This is a genomic window from Enterobacter sp. Ap-1006 (genome assembly GCF_011752835.1).
Lineage (GTDB): Bacteria > Pseudomonadota > Gammaproteobacteria > Enterobacterales > Enterobacteriaceae > Cedecea.
In genome coordinates this window covers 1,245,029-1,265,611 of sequence record NZ_VWWU01000001.1, presented here as the reverse complement: position 1 = coordinate 1,265,611, position 20,583 = coordinate 1,245,029, and the positions used below count along the sequence as shown (strand labels likewise).

Annotated in this window: 22 protein-coding genes; 6 read left to right on the top strand and 16 right to left on the bottom strand. The window is 57.4% G+C overall.

Annotation, left to right across the window (positions count from 1 at the left end; genetic code table 11):
- Positions 1-31 precede the first annotated feature (31 nt).
- From F3J28_RS05815 to F3J28_RS05805, 3 genes are read left to right on the top strand one after another with little or no spacing between them, the layout of a single operon-like run.
- Positions 32-1,030, top strand: coding sequence for a 1-aminocyclopropane-1-carboxylate deaminase/D-cysteine desulfhydrase (locus F3J28_RS05815; RefSeq protein ID WP_166873635.1), 999 nt, complete (start codon positions 32-34; stop codon positions 1,028-1,030).
- A gap of 2 nt (positions 1,031-1,032) precedes the next feature.
- Positions 1,033-2,028, top strand: coding sequence for an ornithine cyclodeaminase (locus F3J28_RS05810; protein ID WP_166873633.1), 996 nt, complete (start codon positions 1,033-1,035; stop codon positions 2,026-2,028).
- Positions 2,018-2,833: a sulfurtransferase gene (locus tag F3J28_RS05805; RefSeq protein ID WP_166873631.1), complete on the top strand. Its 816-nt coding sequence runs from the start codon at positions 2,018-2,020 to the stop codon at positions 2,831-2,833. The genes F3J28_RS05810 and F3J28_RS05805 overlap by 11 nt, the downstream gene beginning before the upstream one ends.
- Here F3J28_RS05805 and F3J28_RS05800 read toward each other — a convergent pair whose 3' ends face one another.
- Complete coding sequence (locus F3J28_RS05800; RefSeq protein WP_166873629.1) at positions 2,834-4,462, bottom strand: dipeptide ABC transporter ATP-binding protein; 1,629 nt, start codon at positions 4,460-4,462, stop codon at positions 2,834-2,836.
- A gap of 151 nt (positions 4,463-4,613) precedes the next feature.
- Here F3J28_RS05800 and F3J28_RS05795 point away from each other — a divergent pair, with 151 nt between their 5' ends.
- The gene (locus F3J28_RS05795; RefSeq protein WP_166873626.1) at positions 4,614-5,597 is read left to right on the top strand and encodes a nickel/cobalt transporter; all 984 of its coding nucleotides are present in this window, start codon (positions 4,614-4,616) and stop codon (positions 5,595-5,597) included.
- Between the two features lie 11 nt (positions 5,598-5,608).
- Here F3J28_RS05795 and F3J28_RS05790 read toward each other — a convergent pair whose 3' ends face one another.
- From F3J28_RS05790 to patD, 4 genes are all read right to left on the bottom strand, one after another.
- A complete protein-coding gene (locus tag F3J28_RS05790; protein ID WP_008461495.1) occupies positions 5,609-5,782 on the bottom strand; it encodes a GhoT/OrtT family toxin in 174 nt (57 codons plus the stop codon).
- A gap of 82 nt (positions 5,783-5,864) precedes the next feature.
- Entirely contained in the window at positions 5,865-6,593 is a 729-nt protein-coding gene (locus tag F3J28_RS05785) for a YnfC family lipoprotein (protein ID WP_166873624.1), read from the bottom strand.
- Between the two features lie 131 nt (positions 6,594-6,724).
- Positions 6,725-7,171 carry a peptidoglycan-binding protein LysM gene (gene lysM, locus F3J28_RS05780; protein ID WP_008461492.1) on the bottom strand — a complete coding sequence of 149 codons (447 nt, stop codon included), beginning with the start codon at positions 7,169-7,171 and terminating at the stop codon, positions 6,725-6,727.
- A gap of 67 nt (positions 7,172-7,238) precedes the next feature.
- A complete protein-coding gene (gene patD / locus F3J28_RS05775; protein WP_166873621.1) occupies positions 7,239-8,663 on the bottom strand; it encodes an aminobutyraldehyde dehydrogenase in 1,425 nt (474 codons plus the stop codon).
- Between the two features lie 281 nt (positions 8,664-8,944).
- Here patD and F3J28_RS05770 point away from each other — a divergent pair, with 281 nt between their 5' ends.
- Positions 8,945-9,373, top strand: a complete 429-nt coding sequence (locus tag F3J28_RS05770; RefSeq protein ID WP_166873619.1) for a TOBE domain-containing protein — start codon at positions 8,945-8,947, stop codon at positions 9,371-9,373.
- Between the two features lie 45 nt (positions 9,374-9,418).
- Here the strand turns inward: F3J28_RS05770 and F3J28_RS05765 are convergent, their stop codons facing one another.
- Positions 9,419-10,210, bottom strand: coding sequence for a polysaccharide lyase family 7 protein (locus F3J28_RS05765; RefSeq protein ID WP_166873617.1), 792 nt, complete (start codon positions 10,208-10,210; stop codon positions 9,419-9,421).
- A 145-nt stretch (positions 10,211-10,355) separates the two neighbouring features.
- Here F3J28_RS05765 and F3J28_RS05760 point away from each other — a divergent pair, with 145 nt between their 5' ends.
- Positions 10,356-11,228 carry an MBL fold metallo-hydrolase gene (locus F3J28_RS05760; RefSeq protein ID WP_166873614.1) on the top strand — a complete coding sequence of 291 codons (873 nt, stop codon included), beginning with the start codon at positions 10,356-10,358 and terminating at the stop codon, positions 11,226-11,228.
- Positions 11,229-11,255: 27 nt separating this feature from the next.
- Here F3J28_RS05760 and F3J28_RS05755 read toward each other — a convergent pair whose 3' ends face one another.
- From F3J28_RS05755 to F3J28_RS05710, 10 genes are all read right to left on the bottom strand, one after another.
- Entirely contained in the window at positions 11,256-11,786 is a 531-nt protein-coding gene (locus tag F3J28_RS05755; protein WP_166873613.1) for a GNAT family N-acetyltransferase, read from the bottom strand.
- The gene (locus F3J28_RS05750) at positions 11,773-13,200 is read right to left on the bottom strand and encodes an aminotransferase-like domain-containing protein (protein ID WP_166873610.1); all 1,428 of its coding nucleotides are present in this window, start codon (positions 13,198-13,200) and stop codon (positions 11,773-11,775) included. The genes F3J28_RS05755 and F3J28_RS05750 overlap by 14 nt, the downstream gene beginning before the upstream one ends.
- Before the next feature lie 130 nt (positions 13,201-13,330).
- A complete protein-coding gene (locus F3J28_RS05745) occupies positions 13,331-14,638 on the bottom strand; it encodes an ABC transporter substrate-binding protein (RefSeq protein WP_166874469.1) in 1,308 nt (435 codons plus the stop codon).
- Positions 14,639-14,645: 7 nt separating this feature from the next.
- A complete protein-coding gene (locus F3J28_RS05740) occupies positions 14,646-15,719 on the bottom strand; it encodes an ABC transporter ATP-binding protein (RefSeq protein ID WP_166873608.1) in 1,074 nt (357 codons plus the stop codon).
- Between the two features lie 5 nt (positions 15,720-15,724).
- A complete protein-coding gene (gene gpdQ / locus F3J28_RS05735; RefSeq protein ID WP_166874466.1) occupies positions 15,725-16,549 on the bottom strand; it encodes a glycerophosphodiester phosphodiesterase GpdQ in 825 nt (274 codons plus the stop codon).
- 11 nt (positions 16,550-16,560) lie between these two features.
- On the bottom strand, positions 16,561-17,448 hold the full coding sequence (locus F3J28_RS05730; RefSeq protein WP_166873605.1) for a carbohydrate ABC transporter permease: 888 nt from the start codon (positions 17,446-17,448) through the stop codon (positions 16,561-16,563).
- Positions 17,438-18,313 (bottom strand): carbohydrate ABC transporter permease, encoded by an 876-nt coding sequence (locus tag F3J28_RS05725; protein ID WP_008461472.1) that lies wholly within the window; start codon positions 18,311-18,313, stop codon positions 17,438-17,440. The genes F3J28_RS05730 and F3J28_RS05725 overlap by 11 nt, the downstream gene beginning before the upstream one ends.
- Positions 18,314-18,495: 182 nt before the next feature.
- Positions 18,496-18,798 carry a hypothetical protein gene (locus tag F3J28_RS05720; protein WP_052045593.1) on the bottom strand — a complete coding sequence of 101 codons (303 nt, stop codon included), beginning with the start codon at positions 18,796-18,798 and terminating at the stop codon, positions 18,496-18,498.
- 104 nt (positions 18,799-18,902) lie between these two features.
- Positions 18,903-19,718, bottom strand: coding sequence for an ABC transporter permease (locus F3J28_RS05715; RefSeq protein WP_166873601.1), 816 nt, complete (start codon positions 19,716-19,718; stop codon positions 18,903-18,905).
- The gene (locus tag F3J28_RS05710; RefSeq protein WP_166873598.1) at positions 19,715-20,548 is read right to left on the bottom strand and encodes an ABC transporter permease; all 834 of its coding nucleotides are present in this window, start codon (positions 20,546-20,548) and stop codon (positions 19,715-19,717) included. Before F3J28_RS05710 ends, F3J28_RS05715 begins: the two co-directional genes overlap by 4 nt.
- Between the last annotated feature and the right edge of the window lie 35 nt (positions 20,549-20,583).

Sequence of the window (20,583 nt, the reverse complement as noted above, 5' to 3'; positions counted from 1 at the left end):
GCCAGCACCCGGGAACCAGACAGGATAATGCATGAAAAACGTCAATGATTTTGAACGTGTTACGCTCGGATTCTTCCCCACGCCGCTGGAATCTTTACCTCGTCTGAGCGAAACGCTAGGCGTTAACGTAAAAATTAAGCGCGACGACTACAGCGGTTTTGGCGGCGGCGGCAACAAAGTCCGCAAGCTGGAGTACCTGATGGCCGAAGCCTGCCGCGAAGGGGTAAAAGTGGTGATAACCACCGGCGGTCACCAGTCTAACCACGCGCGCATGGTCGCGGCGGCCGCCCGTAAATTTGGCATGAAGCCGGTGCTGGTTTTACGCGGCGATGAGCCACAGACTTATCAGGGTAATCTCCTGCTGGACAAACTGTTTGGGGCAGAGCTGCAGTTCCTCGACCCGGAAGGCTATTTCACCCAGATTGAAGGCGCGATGCAGGCCCATGCCGATGCGGCCACGGCTCGCGGCGAAAAGCCGATGATCATTCCGCTGGGAGGTGCCACGGCGCTAGGTGCGCTGGGCTATGTGCGCGCCGTTGAAGAGATGGATGCTCAGCTTCGCGCCGCGGGCGAATCTGCCCCGGACGTGATTATCGCCCCCACCGGCTCCGGCGGCACGCTGGCCGGGCTGTATGTCGGCGCCCGCCGTTACTGGCCGCAAACGCAGATTATCGGCGTCAGCGTCAGCGCCAAAGCCGACTGGTTCCAGACCCGAATCTCCGCCATGGCCGAGGACTGCGCTCGCCTGCTCGACTGGGATCAAACCTGGCAGCCGCAGGATATCCTGATCGAAGACGGATTTGTTGGCAGCGCCTACGGCGTGCCTTCTGACGGCGGCATTGAAGCGATTTATCAGGTCGCGCAGCAGGAAGGCGTGCTGCTGGATCCGGTTTACACTGGTAAAGCGATGCACGGTTTAATCACCCTCGCGAAAGAAGGCCGTATTGCCACCGGCAGCAGCGTAGTGTTCATGCACTGCGGGGGCTCTCCGGCGCTTTACCCGTTCGCTCAAAAACTTCTGGAGCACTGATCATGCAGATAGTGAACCGTCAGCAGGTGGTCGACCTTGGGGGGAATGATCCGGTACAGGCTCTGCAGGACATCGAGGATACCGTGCGGCTGCTGAGGCGCGGCGAGGCAGCGATGCCCGCCGAAACCCACGTCAACCTCGATACGCCGCTGGGGAAGGTTTACGCCCTCCCGGCCAGGGTCGGCGGGCGGTTCAATGCGACGGGCGTAAAATGGACGGCGCATCGACCTCGCGCCAACGACGGCTATCCACAGGCGATAGCCACCACGCTGGTTAATCGCGCAGACAGCGGTTTGCCGATAGGCCTGGTCGAAAGTAGCAGCCTGACCGCGACCCGAACCGCCGCCGTATCGGCCCTCGCCTTGAAGCTGGCGGCTCCCCGCCGCCCTTCACGTGTTTTATTGCTCGGCGCTGGCGTGCAGGCCCGCGCTCATCTCGAGATGCTGGCTGCACATTTTCCCGATCTGGACATGGTCTATTGCTGGAACAAAACGCCGGAGCCTCTCGCCGACATGCTCAGCCATGCCGACAAACTCCCCTGGCCTGTCACCCAGTTTGAAACACTAAGCGATGCGCTGCGCCAGCACTGGGACGCGCTGATTACCTGCACCAGCGCCAGCGAGCCGTTTTTACGCCCTGGTATCTGGCGGGCCGGCACCCTGGTGCTGCAAATCGGCTATCACGAAGTGGCCTTTGAGACGATTGCCGCCGCCGACAAGGTAGTGGTCGACCTTTGGGGAGACTTCAAGCTGACCAGCGCCAAAAGCCTGTTCCAAATGTACCGGGCCGGGCTTTTTGACGAGCAAAACGTCTCTGCAGATTTAACAAATTTACTGGTCGATGGCTGGCGGCCTGCGGAAACGGACAAGGTTTATTTCTCTTCTTTCGGCCTCAACGTGTTTGATATCGCCCTCGCTGCCCGCGTTCTAAGCGCGGCGGCTGAACAGGGCAAGGGCAGCAATCTGCCTTTTGGCTGGGAGACCGCCGATGCTGATTAACGCTCCCGATCTGGTAAAACGAATCGAGAACGGCGAGACATTTGCGCTGATCGATGTCCGTGAACGAGAGGCCTGGCAAACGGCCTCCCTACCGGGCGCGCTGAATCTTAACGTCTATGACTATTTTGTGTCTGACTCGAGCCCGAAAGGTTACGCCGCGATGGCCGGGGCATTTGTTCATGCCTGGCAACAGCTCGGTATCGCGAGCGGAGCTACGCCGGTATTCTTCGAGCAAACCGTGGGCATGCGATCTCCGCGTGGATTATGGTTTTTGTGGTTTGCGCTGGGTGCAGAAGGACTGATTCTGGACGGCGGTGTAGAAGCCTGGGCAGATGCCGGGGGAAAATTAACGCCGGGGAAAGGCCCAGCTGCGATTGTTTCTGACGCCGGAGCCCCTGAATGTCAACCGGCCATGGTTCGGCTGGCCGCCACCCGCGCCGAAACGATCGACGCCGATCCGGCATCAACGCTGCTGCTGGATGCCCGCAGGCCAACGGAATATGACGGCAGCTTTGTGCATGAATGCTGCGCGCGAGCGGGACGCATTCCTGGCTCAAAACTGCTTTTCTGGGAAGATGCAGTCGAGCATGGCCGGTTCAAATCCGCTGCAGCGCTGGCAAGCCTTGCCGCCGAAGCCGGATTTACGCCGTCAAAAAGAGTGATTGCCTGGTGCCACCGTGGCGCTCGCGCCGCCACGGTTCTGGTGGCTCTCAAACTTGCAGGTTACCAGGACGTGGCCGTTTACGTCGGCTCCTGGCACGAATGGGCGAGTCACCCGGAATTACCGCTGCTTAGTGGGGAATAATCACCCCACCTTCCGCAGCTTCAGCGCCTGCTGAATATCCGGCGCGGCGGCAATCAGCTGCCGCGTGTATTCATGCTGCGGCTTGTCCAGCACCTGCTTTGTGGCCCCCGTCTCCACAATTTCACCGCGATACAGCACCACAACTCTGTCACACGCCTGACGTACGGCGCCAAGGTCGTGGCTGATAAACAGCACGGTCAGACCCAGGCGGTCACGCAGATCGGCGAGCAAGGCGAGGATCTGCCCTCGCACCGAAAGATCCAACGCCGAAACGGCTTCATCGGCCACCAACAGTTCAGGTTCAAGCGCCAGCGCGCGCGCAATGGCAATGCGCTGCCGCTGCCCGCCGGAGAAAGCCGACGGCAGACGATTCGCCGCCGCAGCATCCAGCCCGACCAGCTCCAGTAATTCGCGAACGCGGCTTTGAACTTCCCCCGCGGGTCTCAATTTATGCACGCGCAGCGGTTCGGCAATTTGCTCACCCACCGGCATTTTGGGATCGAGGCTGGCGTAGGGATCCTGGAAAATAATCTGCGCCCGGCGGCGCATCCCCTGCCGCTGCTCACGGCTGGCGCGACGTACGTCCAGACCATCAAAAATAATGGTGCCGCTGTCTGCCGGAATTAAGCCTATGGCCGCCCTGCCGAGCGTCGTTTTACCCGAACCGGACTCGCCGATCAGCCCGACGATCTCGCCTCGCTCAATTTCGAGGCTGGTAGGCTTGAGCACGGTCTGGCGGCTGTCCGGGAAAAACGGCAGCGTATGCCCCTGCGGGTAGCTTTTGGTGAGCTGCGACAGCTGCACCAGCGGCGAACGGGTAACGTCTTTGCGCCTGGCGGGCTGAGGCTCCGGCTGAGAAGCGGCAATCAGCCGACGGGTGTAGTCGGCCTGCGGCGCGGTCAGCAGCGTTGGCACATCGCCCTGCTCAACAATATTGCCCTGATACAGCACGCAGGCACGGTCTGCATAGCGAGCCACCACGCTTAAATCGTGGGTGATGAACAGAATGCCCATCGCCATTTCCTGCTGCAGTTCCTGTAGCAAAGTCAGGATTTGCGCCTGAATGGTGACGTCCAGCGCGGTGGTGGGTTCGTCGGCAATCAGAAGCGCAGGTTTGCAGCTAATGGCGCTGGCAATCATCACGCGCTGGCGCATGCCGCCGGAAAGCTGATGAATATACTGTTTTGCCCGCTGCTCAGGGTTCACAATCCCGACCCTGTCTAACAATGCGACAGCCTCACGGTGCGCCTGCTTCCAGCTGAGCTTTTGGTGGCGCACCAGCACTTCCGCAATTTGCTCCCCCACTTTCAGCACCGGGTTCATGCTGCTCATCGGCTCCTGAAAAATCGTGGCGATTTGCTGCCCGCGAAGCTCTCGCGGATAGGTTTTCCCCACAGCCGATACAACCTGTCCGTTAAACGTTACGTCACCGCCCGTTTGCCGCACGCCCCCCGGAAGCAAACCCATAACCGCCAGCGAGGTTAACGTTTTCCCCGAGCCTGATTCGCCTACCAGCGCAACAATCTTCCGGCGTGCAACGCTGAATGAAGCGTCCCTCACCAGAGGTTTACCTTCCAGCGTACTGATACAAAGCGAATTAACGGTTAACAGCGGGGTTTGATCGGTCATACGGGTTCCAGACGGGTGCTAACAGCGTGATTTTTGAGACTATAATATCTGCCCCAGTGCGACAAGATGATTTGCTGATAGCTTATTCATTTGGTCTTACTCTTCGGCATTATTTATACTTTAGTCATGCCGACCTGATGTGATTGCCGCCATGACAACTCAAACTCTTCCCCGCCGCTGGGCGCTGCCTGCAGGCCTCGTGGCCTTGCTACTGAGCGGGCTGGCGCTGGTGTTTATCAGCCATCACTGGAGCGCTTTTATTCAGTGGTGCCTGAGTATGCAGATCAGTCTGCATCGCTACCTGGTCTTCTACTTACTGCAAATCAACAACCACCAGTACATCGGCGGCGTCTGGCTGCTGGTCGGCAGCTTCTTTTACGGCGTACTCCACGCCATCGGCCCTGGGCACGGTAAATTTATCGTCACAACCTACCTAAGTACCAACCCGGAAACGCCTCTCGCCGGACGAGTGGTGCCGTTTCTCGGCAGCCTGATGCAGGGCGTGAGCGCCATCGTATTTGTCTTTGTGCTGGCGATTGCGCTTAATTTGTCCAGCGGCGATCTCAGCGAAAGTCGCTGGTATGTGGAAAAAATAAGCGCGGTGATGATTGGCTGTTTCGGGATTTTTATTGTGCTGAAAGCGCTGCGACAGCAAGCGCCGCTCAGGATGAAATCCTTCACGCCGATAAGCAGTGATGCACCAACGCTGAATCATCATTCACACGATGATCGGTGCGGCTGTGGGCACAACCACGGTGTTGGCTACGATGGCCGGGGCGGTAACTGGCTCACGCACCTGGGCGTCATTCTGGCGATTGGCGCTCGGCCCTGCAGCGGGGCCATCATGATTCTGGTGTTTTCGAATGCGTTGGGATTTATTAGCTGGGGCATTGCCGCGGTGATGACTATGGCTTTTGGTACAGCCCTGTCGATTCTCGGACTGTCCGTGTTGGTCACCCACACCCGCGACTCGGTGGGCAAACTCTGGCTTTCGCGCACTCCTACTCAGGTTCGCATTATCACTACCGGGCTGAAAGTGATTGGCGGCTTGCTGATCGTGCTTTTTGCCGTGGTGCTATTTATCACCACGATTCCCGTTAGCGCCAACGGCGACTTTATCGCGGCAGGCTGTTAGTTCAGAACGGGTTAGAACAGAGAGAACAGCAGCGCGACCGGGAAACTCATCGGCCAGGTGGCGCCAATCAGCACTGAACAAAGCAGCTTAATGCGTTTAGAGTCTTTGGCGAGCAGCCAGGTGATCCCGGCGCAGATTAACGCCATTACGGCGTAAAAAACCAGCATGTGTTGATAAAGCGTCATACAAGACATTACTACTTGTTAAAAATTTTTGCAGAATATGCTCTTTTTTATGACGCAGATCAAGTTTAGAAACTTTATTTACTCAGTAATAGCTGACTTCCGTCGTCACCTGCTGCCGCTGGGTCTGCTGCGTTTTTCCGATGCCGGTCACCAGCGTGATGTCGCAGGCGATGGGCGACAAGTGCTCGTCGTAGCGGCAGTGGCTTTCCGTCGTCAGGAACGGCGTTCTCATCGTTTCAGTCACCAGTTTGTAGTCAAACGGACGGCGCTCCGCATTCTCGTAGCTGACTTTGGTTTGCGAAGCCACTTTGTCATTCAGGTAAAAATCGATCTGACGAGGGAGACCGTTAGCATAGTATTCATGGTGAGCGATGCGTTGCCCGCCCGGCATGAAAAAAATATCTTTCAGCAGCCCGCCAGGCCAGTAGGCGTATTTCACTTCGCCCAGCTCATCTTTTCTCTTTTTCACCAGACACTTTTCATCAAGCTTGAGGGTTAACGGTTTGCCGTTTTGGGTCCCCGTCAGGGCGTTGCCTTCGCGGTGAAGCTGTAGCACCATTTTTTGCGCCGAGTCTCTGATATCAAGGCTGGTAACACACCCGGCACGGTCTACCTTCAGTCGGTTCTCATAGTTAACCTCCCCTGACGGATGCTTCATGACGGTATGCATTTCGCGCACGTTGCCTGCCGGGGCATTGAAATCAAACATTGTCGCCAGGTTGGCGATAACCGGGTTTCTTGCCGTTTGGGCATAAGCGAAAGAACAGAATACAAGTGGGATTGCCAGCAGAATGGCTCTTTTCAACGTCATACATCATCCTTGAAAGCAGGCCAACACCTCGTCGGCAAATAGCAGAAAATAAACAGATTAATTCTGAGGTTTAACGTGACACTTTACGCGATCCACCAAACAAAACCCACCGAAGTGGGTTTTTAGGGCACTTACAGCTTAGGAATAATCAGTACCTGTCCGGGGTAAATTTTATCCGGGTGGCTTAGCATCGGCTTATTCGCTTCAAAGATGGTGTTGTACTTATTGGCATCGCCGTAGACATGTTTAGAAATGGCGCTCAGGGTATCGCCCGATTTCACCGTATAGTAAGTGGCTTCCTGCGCAGCATCCGTCGCCTGAATATTATTTTCAACGCTGCTGATACCGGCCACGTTACCTACCGCCACCTGAATTTTTTCTTTCAGCGCCTGAGTCAGCCCATCTCCCCCGGAGATCACCGCTTTGCCGTTTTCTACGGTAACATTCACTTTGTCAGCGCCCGGAATGCCGCTGTTTTTCAAATGCTCCTCAAGCTTGCTGCCCTGCTCGCCTTCATTCCCTTTCAGCGAATCCCACAGTTTCGCACCTGCGTCTTTGACAAAATCAAATAATCCCATGGTCTTTTCTCCTGTTTACTGGTCCCTGTAAGCCTGGCAAAAGCAGCCAAAACCGCCAGTCGCACGCTCAGTGCTTAATCATCACATGCCGAATAACGGTGTAATCCTCCAGCCCGTACAGCGACATATCTTTGCCGTAGCCCGACAGTTTTTGCCCGCCGTGCGGCATTTCGCTCACCAGCATAAAATGCGTGTTCACCCAGGTGCAGCCGTACTGCAGCCGGGCGCTCAGGCGATGTGCCCGGCCCACGTCCTGCGTCCATACCGAAGAGGCCAGGCCGTAGCTGGAGTCATTGGCCCACGCCAGCACCTGCTGCTCATCGTCAAATTTTGTGACGCTGACGACCGGGCCAAACACCTCTTTTTGCACAATCGCATCGCCCTGCTTCGCCCCGACCAGCAGCGTAGGCTGGTAGTAATAGCCCTCGCCGGCGACTTTACTGCCGCCGGTAATCACTTTGATATGCGGCAGCGCTTTGGCTTCCTCCACGGCTTTGCTGACTCGCTCAAGATGTGCCTCTGAACTCAGCGGCCCCAGCTCGGTGCTTTCGTCCTCAGGAGGCCCATATTTGAGACTGGCCACGGCTTCCCCGAGCAGCTCAACCAGCCGGTCGTAAATCCCGCTTTGAGCGTAAATCCGGCAGGCGGCGGTGCAGTCCTGCCCGGCATTGTAATAGCCAAAGGTTCGCACGCCTTCGACCACCGCCTGGAAATCCGCATCGTCGAACACGATAACCGGCGCTTTGCCGCCCAGCTCCATGTGCGTGCGCTTAATTGACGGGGCGGTGTGGCTAATAATGTGTTCCCCGGTGGCGATAGACCCGGTGAGCGACACCATCCGCACTTTTTCATGCCCGGTCAGCGCATCGCCGACGGTTTGCCCGCGCCCAAACAGCACGTTAATCACGCCCGCCGGGAAGATATCCTTCGCCAGTTCGGCTAGCTTAAACGCGGTCAGCGGCGTAATTTCGGACGGTTTGATCACCACGCAGTTCCCGGCGGCCAGCGCCGGAGCCAGTTTCCAGGCCGCCATCATCAGCGGATAGTTCCAGGGAGCAATAGACGCCACCACGCCGACCGGATCGCGGCGGATCATCGAGGTGTGTCCGCTCAGATATTCTCCGGCGGTCAGGCCGCCCAGGCAGCGGCTCGCCCCGGCAAAGAAGCGAAAGACATCCACCACCGCCGGGATCTCATCGTTGAGCACGCAGTGGAAAGGTTTGCCGCAGTTCTGCGACTCCAGCCTGGCGAAGGCTTCCGCGTGTTGCTCGATGGCGTCCGCTAGCGCCAGAAGATGTTCGGCACGTTCTTTCGGCGTCGTCTGCCCCCATGCGGCAAAAGCTTTATCCGCCGCCAGGACCGCATCGTTAACTTGCTGAGCCGTGGCTTCCGCCACCTCCAGCAGCACCTGCCCCGTGGCCGGGTTGTAGACAGGCTGCTTCTCTCCAAGGCCAGCCACAAGCAGGCCGTTAATCAATAGCTGACTTTGCATCCCTATCTCCTTTCCCGTTCTGATAATCATGGCCCCAGCGGCGTTCTGGCTTAAAAGGACTGAAGTAAAAAGCATAGCGCCGGCTTGACGGCGGCAGCGGTGTCGGGCGGTGATTTTCACCAGGTTGTGATGCACTGCGCAGTAAGCCGGCCCCGGCGCTCCCCTTTGGTATAACAGGCCGCGGCGCAAATGAGGTATCTATTGAAAATTAATATGAAAAGAAGGCGGGATCCCCCTATGCTTTAGGCAGTCTTTTTCTTAGTTCACCGCCAGGAGGCACCATGAGTATTTCCGCCCGCAATCAGTTAACCGGCACCATCAGCAACGTCACGGCCGGCGCCGTTAACGACGAAATAGAATTAACCCTGAACGGCGGCGGCAGGCTGGTCGCGGTGGTGACCCGCAGCAGCAAGGAAGCGTTAGGCCTTGTTAACGGCAAAGAAGCGCTGGCACTGATCAAAGCCCCGTGGGTGGTGCTGGCCAGTGAAGACTGTGGCTATCACTTCTCCGCCAGAAACCAGTTTCCAGGCGCGGTGAAAGCCATCGCGGAAGGCGCGGTGAACACCACCGTGCATATTCAGACCGACGCGGGTTTTGCATTAACCGCCGTGGTGACTAACGAAGCGGCAGATGAAATGGCGCTTAAGGTGGGGTCCCGCCTGCTGGCACTGGTGAAAGCCTCATCCGTGCTGATTGCGGTAAAAAAATAACGCCTTAACGTCCGGCAGCCACTCCGGCTGCCGGTTTTAACTCACTTACTTGTAGCTTACGTCAAGCTTGCTGTAGGCCACCACCGATTCAGAACCATCCTTGTTTTTGTCCTGGTTGTAGTTGCCCGCCTTGAAGTATAGCTGGATCCCTTCCCAACCCTGCTTCGGATAGTCAAAGGTTTGGCTGGCCTTTTTGCCGCCGGCGCTGGCCTCCACCGTCACCTTCATGCCGCTCGCCGTGCCTTTGGCTTTGATGCTGTAATCAATCTTGTCTTTCAGCCCGACGCCCGAAAGCAGCGTGGTGCGTTTTTCCGGGTCGCCGTAGTTTTCTTTCACGCCTGCCACTATCGCGCCGTCTTCCCAGCGCAGTTTCAGCATCTCTGAGCCGCCGGGTTTGTCGCCGTGAATTTGAGCAAAAATAATCGAGCGCGTGGACGGATTTTTGACGATATACACCGACCCGCGCTGCTCATTGTCAAACTCGCTGCCGTTAACAAAATTGTGCGTGGCTCTCAGCTCGACGCGAGGAAATTCACTGTGCGGCGTAGATCCAAACCCGGACGGGGCTTTAAACACCATCGCCCCCGCCGGAATGGCAGAATCACAGCTTTTGTCCCCACCGCAGTTGCTGTAGAAATAGCGGTTATGCAGCCCGGGCGTGATTTTCACCTCATTCGGTTTTTCGCTGCCATCAAAGGATTGCAGCAAATAGTCCTTTGTCACCACCGGATAATTTTCGCCCGGCGCGTTCTGGCCGCTCTCGGCCCATGCACTGCCGCTAAGCGCCGCCAAAAACAAACTCACCGGCAGCCCGTAACTTACTGTTTTTCGCCTCATCTTTAACCCCAATGCAAAATGTAAACCTCGCAATACCAGCTAACCATTAATCAGCGTAGATGCTTTACTTAAAATCTGTTGCTGTGGCATATCAGTAGTAACAACGGGTTTCCGATAATTAACCTGATGCATGAAGGGAACAGTCATGATTAAAAAACTGCTTGTTTCAGTCCTGTTTGCGGCCAGCTACTCCGCCTTCGCGCTGGCGGATAACGCAGGGGCAGCGTTTAAGACGTTTCCGCTCGGCAAGCTTGAGCTCACCGCCCTGCACGATAAAGACAACGCCCTGCCCAACGATGGCAAAGTGATTGGCATCAACGTGGGAGAAAAAGCCGTGGCCGAAGTGCTGTCCGCCGCCGGCGCGCCAACGGACAGTATTAAGCTCAGCGTCGATGCCCTGCTGGTGAAAGACGGCAGTAAAGTCATTCTGCTGGATACCGGGCTTGGCCCCAACGTTCAGGGCCAGCTGGTTGAGAGCCTCGCAAAGGCGGGTTATAAGCCAGAGCAGGTAACCGATGTGCTGATCACCCACGTTCACGGCGACCATGTTGGTGGCCTGCTGACGGCGGACGGCAAGCAGGCATTCCCCCACGCCACGGTGCAAATCTCCGCCCCGGACTGGGCATGGCTGCAAACGCTGCCGAAGATGAAGGCGCTGGCTGAGGCCATCCAGCCGCAGGTGAAAACCTTTAAGCCTGGCGACCAGGTGCTGCCGGGGATCACCTCTGTGCCGCTGCCGGGCCACACGCCGGGGCACGTTGGCTACCAGATTGTCTCCGGCAAGCAGCGACTTTTAGACATTGGCGACTCGGCGCACAGCGCGATTGTGTCGCTGACGAAGCCCGAATGGGCGATTGCCTATGACAACGATCGCCAGGAAGGCATAGCCAACCGCAAAGCGCTGCTGGCCAAACTGGCCGCCGATCGTGAACTGATTTTTGCCCCGCACTTCCCGTTCCCGGGCGTCGGGCATATTGTGGCTAAAGGCGACCATTACGTTTTTCAACCGACAGAATAGCGGTGACACAAGCCGATTCGCCGGCTTTTAACCTTCCTGCCGGTGAATCTGATACCAGACATGCCGGAGCAGCGGATGCTGCTCCGGCACCATGGGATGGTCAAACTCTCCGCTTCGGCGCATGCCCAGCTTCTCCATCACCCGCTGAGACGGCAAATTTGGCAGTGCGGTAAAAGCCACAATGCTGTCCAGATCGTATTCGTCGAAACCAATGCGCAGCGCTTTCCTCGCGGCCTCAGGCGCGTACCCTTTGCCCCAAAACGCTTTTCGAAGCCGCCAGCCGATCTCGACACAGGGGCCAAACGGCAGCGAGTAGCCAGGGCGATTCAGGCCAACAAACCCGGCCAGCTCACTGCTGTGTTGCTCTTCCACCGCCCAGAAGCCAAAGCCGTTTTCAGCCATACGCTGGCGGAATGTCTCGAGGTAACGCTGGCTTTCTTCCGACGTCAGGGGCTGCAAGAAATAGCGCATCACCTCCGGGTCAGCGTTCATTTCGGCAAACGGAACCAGGTCCTCGTCTCGCCACGCTCTCAGCAGCAATCTTTCAGTCTTGTACATGGTGTTCCTCAATCAATTCCTTGATTAAACGTGACAACGTCACCACCGCCTGACGCTCTCTTTCGCCCCAGTTCCACGAGGCGTTGAAGCGGAAATAGTTATCCCAGGCCCTGCCGGTGGTGAACATTTTCCCCGGGGCGATGCTTATCTTATGCGCCAGCGCCCGCTCGTTAAGCAGGCTGGTATCCAGCCCCTCCGGCAGTTCAATCCACAGGAAATAGCCGCTTTCGCTGCGGTGGATTTTGACTTCAGGAGGGAAAAGCTCACTTAGCGTTTGCCAGGCCTGCTGCTTGCGTTCTGCCAGCTGTCGCCGCAGGCGGCGCAGGTGTGTGTCATAGCGGCGGGTAGCCAGAAAATCGACCAGCGCCAGCTGCATCGGCGAACTGGTGGACAAGGTGCTCATCAGCTGCAGCTGCTGAATTCGGCGGGCGTGCTTCCCGGCGGCAACCCAGCCAATGCGAAACCCGGCCACCAGACATTTTGAAAACGAGGAGCAATGCAGAGTCATGTCGTGGGCATCATACGCCCGGGCAGGCAGCGGCCTTTCACGCCCGTAATAAAGCTCGCTATACACATCATCTTCAATCAGCGTGACGTTATGCGCCTGTAACAGCTGCACCAGCTGCGCTTTTTTCTCCGGCGGCAGCGTCACGCCCAGCGGGTTCTGGCTGTTAGTCATTAACCAGCAGGCTTTGACCGGGTATTCGGCCAGAGCCTGCGCCAGGGCATCGAGATCGATCCCGCTTACCGGGTCGGTGGCGACCGAGAGCGCTTTCAGCCTCAGACGCTCCAGCGCCTGCAGCGCACCGTAGAAGCAAGGGTTTTCGACAATTACCCAGTCACCCGGCTCGGTAACCGCCTGCAGACTGAGGTTGAGCGCCTCAAGCGCGCCGGCGGTGATAACAATTTCGTCCGGTGAAACATGCATCCCCTGCTGGGCGTAGCGCTGGGCGATGGCGTGGCGCAGCGCTTCGTTGCCCGGCGGCAGGCTTTCAATCACGCTAATGGCGGTCGCCGTTTTGCTGACCGCCGCCATTGAACGGTGGAGCGCCTGGAGCGGAAACAGGCGAGGATCCGGGAACGCAGAGCCAAACGGCACCACGGAAGCATCCGTGCTTGCCTGCAGCACATCAAAAATATAGGTATTGATATCGACGGTTTCTGCGCGGGTGACCTGCACCGCAGGCGGCGCAGTGCGTGCCACGGGTCGGGGCGCAACGTAGTAGCCGGACTGCGGTCTGGCCACAATCGCCCCCTGGCTTTCCAGCATCTGATAGGCGTGGCCGACGGTCATAAAGCTCATGCCGCTGTGGCTGACCTGCTCACGCAGCGACGGCAAACGATCCCCTGGCTGCCAGACGCCGAGGGCAATCTGGTCGAGGATCTGCTGTGCCAGCTGCTGGTACTTTTTCATGCGCTGCTCCCTGTCTATATCACAGCGCTAAAAATACGCTGTTTTGTACAACTGTTATAGTCAGAAAGTGATTTTTTAACACGGAAAAACGGGCGGTAAAACCGCCCGTGAAAAGGTAAACGTGGGGATTTTACTTCACATCGGCCAGCGCGGTTTTCTCAACATACGGCTTCATCAGGCTGTCCGCCGTTTGCTGGGCGGACTTCGCTGCCGCTTCCGGGGTCACCTTTTGATCGTTCACCACCGCCGCCAGCTGGTTTTCCATCGCCTGACGAACGGCAACCGTTTCATAAGTCGAATACCAGGGATGGGCATATTTCAGCTGATCCAGCGCGATTTGCGCCCGCGGATCTTTCTGCAGGTACTCTTTCATTTCCGGCGTGTCGTAGGAGGCCTTCAGCGGGGAGAAATACCCGGTGAAACGGCTCCACGCGCCGTTAACCTGCGGGCTAACCAGATACGTCAGGAACTGATAAGCCGCCTTTTTCTGCGCGTCGGAAATGCCCTTGAAGCTAACCAGGCTCGCGCCGCCGATAGGCACCGCCCGCTGTTCTTTGGCGGGCATCATCGCCACTTCCATATCAAAATCTTTGCTGTTTTCGCGCATAAAGCCCAGCGCGCCGGTGCTCAGCATCGCCATGCCCAGTTTACCGCTGAAGAACGCAGCGCTGATCTGCTTGGAGTTAAGCACGCCGGACGGCATCACTTTGTCGCGGTAAACCATGTTCTGCCAGAAGCGCAGCGCGCCAATGGTGGTCGGCGAGTCGTAATACACTTCGCCCGGATAGTTTTCGTTGAAGTAGTTGCCGCCGTTGGCACGTACCAGCGAGGAGAAGATCCAGCCGCCGTAATCGTCGTTGGTGGACGGCAGCATGATGCCCCACTGCCCTTTGCTGGCATCGGTCAGCTTCTTCGCATCGGCCAGCATTTCGGCCCAGGTCTGCGGCGGCTGCTTGATGCCCGCCTGATCGAACATCGTTTTGTTGTAGTACAGGATTGGCGTGGAGTTATGGAACGGAATCGCGTAAGTCACGCCCATGACCTGGGCATTCTTGTGCATTGCCGGCCAGAAGTCGTTCATCAGGAAATCGCCCGCCTTACGGTTGCCGTATTTAAACAGCTCGTCCATCGGCAGAATTTCGTCTTTTAGCGCAAGGTCGGTGGTGAAGTTGGCCGACATAATGACCAGCGCCGGCGGCTGCCCGGCTTTCTGGGCGGATTCCGCTTTAATTTTGGTGGTGTCGTAGCTGCCGGTAAAAATACCGCGGACTTCGACGTCCTGCTGCGAATCGTTAAACGCCTTGATGACGCGGGTCATCTCCATTGTCAGCTTGCCGTCGACCGGCGCCGGGAACATAAAATCAATTTTCTCTTTTGCCAGCGCTGCGCCGCTCACGGCCAGCGAACAGCAAACGGCAAGCGCCCGCCATTTATGCATCAGGGGGTTAAACATGGTCAATCTCCTGGTGTAAGTTGTGGTGAAGGTCTGTGTGGAAAAGGTGTATATCCGATGAAGAAAAACCGAGGGTAAGCGTATCGCCTTTTTCTGGTACCTCGCCGCGGTGGCGACGGGTGTAGCGTAACGTTCCCAGGGGGGTACTGACATGGAGCAGATAATCTGCGCCCATCAGTTCTCGTTGCAGCACCGTCGCCGTTAGCGTCAGGTGCCCGTTTTCTGGCCTGTCGGTGAGGTGCTCGGGGCGGATCCCGAACCAGACGCTTTGCGCTTTTTCCGCCGCAGGCGGCAGAGGCAAATTCATCGTGGCGGGCAAAACGCGGCCGTTTTCACAAGGCAGAGAAACCAAATTCATGGCCGGGGAGCCAATAAAACCGGCAACAAACAGGTTGGCTGGATGGGCATAAAGGTGCTCCGGCTCGCCCACCTGCTGCACCACGCCGCCGTTCATCACCACTATGCGATCCGCCATCGACATGGCTTCCGTCTGATCGTGGGTGACGTATATGGTGGTGGTTTTAAGCTGATGGTGCAGCGCCATGATGCTGTCGCGCACTTCGGTGCGCAGGCGTGCATCCAGGTTAGAGAGCGGTTCATCCATCAGGAACAGACGCGGATTGCGCACAATGGCTCTCGCCATTGCCACACGCTGGCGCTGTCCGCCGGACAGTTTGGCCGGTTTACGGTCGAGCATTTCACCCAGCTGCAGCATCGTGGCCACCTGCTCGAGGCGCGGCTGCCAGCTGGCTTTATCTTCTTTACGGATCTTCATGCCAAAGGTGATGTTGTCCCGTACCGTCAGGTGCGGAAACAGCGCATAGTTCTGGAAGATCATCGCGAAGTTGCGCTCACGCGGCGACATCGCCGTAATGTTCTCGCCGCCGAGCCAAATCTCGCCGCCGCTAACCTCTTCCAGCCCCGCCAGCATCCGCAACAGCGTACTTTTGCCGCAGCCGGACGGCCCGACCAGAACCACAAACTCGCCTTCGTCGATGCTGAGCGACAGCGCGTTCAGCGCCGCTTTGCCTTCAAACTGCTTGCTTACCTGATTCAGTCTTAGCATGGCGATTAATACTCATCCGTCGGGCAACTGATCGCCGCGTCATACAGCCACGGGCCAGCATAATGCGCCAGAGAATGCTGATAGCTCACCCACTGGTCGCCCACCTGGCGGTGCATCAGACAGGACGGCGGCGACAGATCGTAATACGGGCGGCTGTCCTCAAAGTGATACGGGACCTGGTGAACCGTGCCGGGAATCGTCGCTATCGTTGCCTGGCGGTATTGGGTCATCGTCAGGCTGTGGTTGTGGCCGCAGAAAATACGCACCAGCGACGGGAAACGGGCGACCAAATCAAGCAGCAGGTGGCCGTTTTCGCAGGCGATTTTGTCCATTTGGGCGTTGCCCAGCGGCAGCGGCGGATGGTGCATAAAGACCGCCGTGGGCTTGTCGCCGCTCGCGGTTAACTGCGCTTCAAGCCAGGACACGGTATTGTCGGTCAACCAGCCTTTAGAGTGCCCGGCGAGGCTGGAGTCGATAAACAGCAGCCGGGTATCGAAGTCGTCCACCGCATAGCGGATGTTTTCCGGGTCGTCCCCCAACGGCGGGCAAAGCGGGCGCAGGTATTCCAGAAAATGCGATTTATCGTCGTGGTTGCCGGGGATCAAATAAAGCGGCGACTTGATGGTGCCGAGCACCTGGCGCGCGACCTCGTACTCTGAAGGGCGCCCGCAGTTGACGATATCCCCGCTGACGATGACCGCATCCGGGCGCTCACGCAGCGCGTTCAGCTGCGAGGCCACGTCGGCATTGCCCGCGTTGATGTCGATAAAGCCGTACAGTTTCTGGTTCTGACTGCGGAAATGGGTGTCGGAAATATGGGCCAATAACATCACTCAACTCCTTACTTGATACCTGAAAAACCAAAACTTCGCAGAAACTGCTTCTGGAAGGCGATAAAGGCGAGCATCAGCGGCAGGCAAACCATAATGGTCCCGGCGCTGATGGTGCCCCACTGGCCGCCGGATTCGGCGCCCATAGCAAACGAAACGAGCCCGACCGTCAGCACCTGCTTGTCCGGGTCGTTGAGCATCATTAGCGGCCACAGGTACTCGTTCCAGTGGTAGGTAATACTCACGGTGGCGAAAGCCAGCACCGACGGCCAGCACATCGGCAGCAGCACGCGGTAAAGCACCTGCCACCAGCGGCAGCCCTCCATCAGCGCGGCCTCCTCCAGCTCTTTCGGGATGGCGAGAAACGCCTGACGCATCAGGAACACGCCGAACGCGGAGGTGAAATACGGCATCATCACGCCGGTCAGCGTATTGAGCAGGCCCAGCGCTTTGAGCGTCATCATGTTCGGCACCATCATCACGACGGGCATGATCATCAGCTGCACCAGAAACAGCAGGAACAGCATTTGCTTGCCGCGAAACTCATGGCAGGCAAAAACGTACCCGGCGGAGGTGATGGTGATGAGCTGCACGAAGAAAGTACCGAAGCTGAAAATCAGGGTATTGGCGTACAAGCTGAGCCAGTCGGCGCTCTGCCACGCATCACGGAAGTTATCCAGCGTGAGCGGAAAACGCGGCAATATTGAGGCCATGCCTTCCCCGAAGGTGCTGGCGCTAAAAGCCGATGAAAGCATCCAGATAAACGGACTAACCCACAGCAGCGCCAGGCAGCACATCAGCACGGTGAGCGTCGCACCCTTTGATTTTCGCAGGCGCAACCACAGCGGCTGCGGTACGCTACGCGCGTTGACAACGGACCCAGAAAACTCAACGCTCATGGTGGGCGCCCCTTTCCAGCAGTTTGAGGTTAACGAACGAGAAGACAAACAGCCCGGCCAGCGTCAGGAAGGTGGCGGCAGAGGCTTTGCCTAAATCATGGGTGTCCCAGGCGAGACTCTGGATGTAGTAAAGCAGCACGGTGGTGGCGTTATCCGGCCCGCCGCGCGTCATCACCGCTACGTGGTCAATCTGCGTAATCGAGTAGATAAGCGCCGTGGTTACCACAAAGCTCAGCGTCGGGCGAAGCAGCGGTAAAGTGACTTTGAAGAATACCTGCGTGGAGGTTGCCCCTTCCATGATCGCCGCTTCACGCGCCGAGGCTGGCAGGCTTTGTAAGCCGGCGAGGAAGAACAGCATGTAATAGCCGGCGAACTTCCAGACACCAATCAGCGCCAGGGCGTACAGCGCGCTGTTGCTGCGGCCGAGCCAGTTGTTATTCATCGGCCCGAACAGCTTCGCCAGGTAGTAATCCAGCATCCCCATGCCCGGCATAAAGATGAACAGCCACAGCGCTGCCGCACTGACCATGGGAATGATCATCGGGAAGAAAAACGCCGTCCGCAGCCAGCGGTTAACGCGGTGGTTTTCCCACAGCGCAACCGCCAGCAGCAGCGCGAGCGCCACGCCGGGGATCACGGTCAGCACGATATAGAACAGATTATTCACCAGCGATTTCCAGAAAACCGCGTCGGCAAAAAGGCGAACATAGTTGCCTGCGCCCACATACGCGCCGGCCTCGCCCGCCAGACGCGTATCAAACAGGCTGTCGTACACCGAGCGGATCAGCGGGAACCAGGTAAAGAGCAGTAAAAAGATCAAAGATGGCGTGAGGATCAGCCACGGAAGCCAGGGACGTTTTGCCATTGTCTGCAAACCTGTCAGGGGTCAGAAGTCAGTCAGTATGGGAGGGGTTTATGGCAGAAACGTGACGGGGAAATGGCAGTTTTGCGCCAGATAAAACAGGCAGCGTCCCGGCTGAGGGATAACTGCCTGTCGTTCAAAGAGATTGTCTTTGCAGGGATATATTCTTTAACCGTGCAAGAATGCTACTGCATCTGTTCCAGACTGGCCTTTTTCGTTTTGCGGTTATAAAGACACAGTTCTTTGCCAGGCACCGGCTGGCTGTTCTTAAATTTGTAGTTGCCTGAAATCACCACCGCCGAGTAACCGACCTCGTCGCTGAAGTCAGTGCGCTTCCCTTCTATCTTTTTCTCCTGCAGGGCGCTGATGGCGAGACAGCTTTTTTGCACGTCTTTGTCCAACTGCTGCCAGGCCGCTTCCGAGGAAGCCAGGCTGCTAAAGGTCGTCAGTAAAACCGGAATTGCGGCGAGAGCATATCGCTTCTTCATGGACACCTCGAAAACAAACGGATAACGGGCTTTCACTCCCCTCAGGCGGATAATCTAAAACATTATCCGCCCGGAATTATCTGTATTGTAGCCAGGGCCCTGTATCACTTGCCCAGCTTCGACAGCATCTCAGGCCGCATAAACTTATGGATGACCAGCATAAACAGCAGCGACGGTACCAGCAAAATCAGCGCGGTAATCGACGATACCTGGTAATTCCCGGACATGCTGGCGTTGTAAAGCAGCAGCGGCAGCGTGGTGATATCCGGCGCGCCGACGAAAAAGGTGCCGGTAAACTCATCCAGCGATTCCAGGAACACGAAAATCCCGGCGGCCATGATCCCCGGCAAAGCCTGCGGCAGCACGATATGCCAGAAGGTAAACAGCGGCCCGGCGCCTAAATTACGGGACGCCCGCGCCTGCAGCGGATCGACAGCCGAAAACGCGGCGACGCAAATCCAGACTGAATACATCAGGCCATGTACGCTGTGCACCAGCACCACGCCAGCCACCGTGCCGTTCAACCCCCACTGATAGAAAAGCCGGGCGATGTTCATATACACCGTCAGGTTTGGAAACGCCTGCGGGATCAAAAACAGCAGCATAAACACCACCCGGAACGGCATCGCGCGACGGGAAAGCGCGTAGCCTGCGGGAACGGAAATCAGCAGGCAAACCAGCACCGACAGCACGGCAATAAACACGCTGGTCAGCAGCGAGCCGGACACATCGCTGTACGGGCTAAACACCTGATACCAGTACTTTAATCCCCACTGGTTCGGCAAGGTATGCGGATAAAACCAGCTTTCCGCCACCGTCCAGATCAGCAGGTTCAGCAGCGGGCCAAACATCGCAAACAGCATAAAGGCCAGCAGCAGCCCCTGCAGCGGCAGGCCGAATCGGCCTTTTATCAGGCTCATGCTTCCCCTCCTTTCTGGCGCAGGCTGTGGCGCAGATAAAACCATGACAGCGCCCCGCAAATCAGCAGGGAGATCACGCCCAGCGCGTTAGCCACCGCATAATCGCTGTAGGAGTTAACGCGGAATGCCATGTCCACGGTCAGCATCGTTGGAGTCCCAGTGCCAATCATCAGCGGCACGGACAGCACGGACATCATGGTCACCGTGGAAAGCACCAGCGCGACGCCAATAGCCGGTAACACCTGCGGTAAAATAATGTCGAACAGAATGCGAACTCGCGAAGCCCCCAGGTTTCTGGCAGCCAGAACCTGCGAAGGCTCCAGCGCCGCCATCGCCCCACAAATCAGCAGGGTGGCAAACGCCAGCTGTTTCCAGACAAAGGTAATGATGATCCCTTTCCAGCCGAGCCAGGAGATCGTGTCCAGTGGCTGCACCAGATCGCTGGCAACCAGCAGGTTATTCATCAGGCCGTTTTTAGCCAGAAACGTGCGCATCATCTGCGCGGCAACGATAAACGGAATAAACAGCGGCAGGCGGTAAAGCATGCCCAGCAACCGAACAACAGGGCGGCAGGAAGAAAGCGCGATCACCGCCGAGATCGTTATCGACAACGCGGCCAGCAGCGCAACCGACACCAGCACGATAAACACCGTGAACAGGATATCGTTGGAGTACAGCGCCAGGACTTTGGCAAAGTGCTGTAACGTCAGCGCCCCGGCATCAGAAGTAAAGGCGGCCACCAGAGAAAAGCCCAGCGGGTACAGAAACAGCACCACAATCATCAGCGCGGCGGGGCTCACCAGCAGCAGATAGTTTAACGAAACGCGCATAGCAAACCTTTGAACTTGAGCATGGCGCCCGACCT

Bases quoted from the DNA above. Each gene is read 5' to 3' on its own strand.
- F3J28_RS05815 (WP_166873635.1), top strand. From the start codon at position 32: ATGAAAAACGTCAATGATTTTGAACGTGTTACGCTCGGATTCTTCCCC.
- F3J28_RS05810 (WP_166873633.1), top strand. From the start codon at position 1,033: ATGCAGATAGTGAACCGTCAGCAGGTGGTCGACCTTGGGGGGAATGAT.
- F3J28_RS05805 (WP_166873631.1), top strand. From the start codon at position 2,018: ATGCTGATTAACGCTCCCGATCTGGTAAAACGAATCGAGAACGGCGAG.
- F3J28_RS05800 (WP_166873629.1), bottom strand. From the start codon at position 4,462: ATGACCGATCAAACCCCGCTGTTAACCGTTAATTCGCTTTGTATCAGT.
- F3J28_RS05795 (WP_166873626.1), top strand. From the start codon at position 4,614: ATGACAACTCAAACTCTTCCCCGCCGCTGGGCGCTGCCTGCAGGCCTC.
- F3J28_RS05790 (WP_008461495.1), bottom strand. From the start codon at position 5,782: ATGACGCTTTATCAACACATGCTGGTTTTTTACGCCGTAATGGCGTTA.
- F3J28_RS05785 (WP_166873624.1), bottom strand. From the start codon at position 6,593: ATGACGTTGAAAAGAGCCATTCTGCTGGCAATCCCACTTGTATTCTGT.
- lysM (WP_008461492.1), bottom strand. From the start codon at position 7,171: ATGGGATTATTTGATTTTGTCAAAGACGCAGGTGCGAAACTGTGGGAT.
- patD (WP_166873621.1), bottom strand. From the start codon at position 8,663: ATGCAAAGTCAGCTATTGATTAACGGCCTGCTTGTGGCTGGCCTTGGA.
- F3J28_RS05770 (WP_166873619.1), top strand. From the start codon at position 8,945: ATGAGTATTTCCGCCCGCAATCAGTTAACCGGCACCATCAGCAACGTC.
- F3J28_RS05765 (WP_166873617.1), bottom strand. From the start codon at position 10,210: ATGAGGCGAAAAACAGTAAGTTACGGGCTGCCGGTGAGTTTGTTTTTG.
- F3J28_RS05760 (WP_166873614.1), top strand. From the start codon at position 10,356: ATGATTAAAAAACTGCTTGTTTCAGTCCTGTTTGCGGCCAGCTACTCC.
- F3J28_RS05755 (WP_166873613.1), bottom strand. From the start codon at position 11,786: ATGTACAAGACTGAAAGATTGCTGCTGAGAGCGTGGCGAGACGAGGAC.
- F3J28_RS05750 (WP_166873610.1), bottom strand. From the start codon at position 13,200: ATGAAAAAGTACCAGCAGCTGGCACAGCAGATCCTCGACCAGATTGCC.
- F3J28_RS05745 (WP_166874469.1), bottom strand. From the start codon at position 14,638: ATGCATAAATGGCGGGCGCTTGCCGTTTGCTGTTCGCTGGCCGTGAGC.
- F3J28_RS05740 (WP_166873608.1), bottom strand. From the start codon at position 15,719: ATGCTAAGACTGAATCAGGTAAGCAAGCAGTTTGAAGGCAAAGCGGCG.
- gpdQ (WP_166874466.1), bottom strand. From the start codon at position 16,549: ATGTTATTGGCCCATATTTCCGACACCCATTTCCGCAGTCAGAACCAG.
- F3J28_RS05730 (WP_166873605.1), bottom strand. From the start codon at position 17,448: ATGAGCGTTGAGTTTTCTGGGTCCGTTGTCAACGCGCGTAGCGTACCG.
- F3J28_RS05725 (WP_008461472.1), bottom strand. From the start codon at position 18,313: ATGGCAAAACGTCCCTGGCTTCCGTGGCTGATCCTCACGCCATCTTTG.
- F3J28_RS05720 (WP_052045593.1), bottom strand. From the start codon at position 18,798: ATGAAGAAGCGATATGCTCTCGCCGCAATTCCGGTTTTACTGACGACC.
- F3J28_RS05715 (WP_166873601.1), bottom strand. From the start codon at position 19,718: ATGAGCCTGATAAAAGGCCGATTCGGCCTGCCGCTGCAGGGGCTGCTG.
- F3J28_RS05710 (WP_166873598.1), bottom strand. From the start codon at position 20,548: ATGCGCGTTTCGTTAAACTATCTGCTGCTGGTGAGCCCCGCCGCGCTG.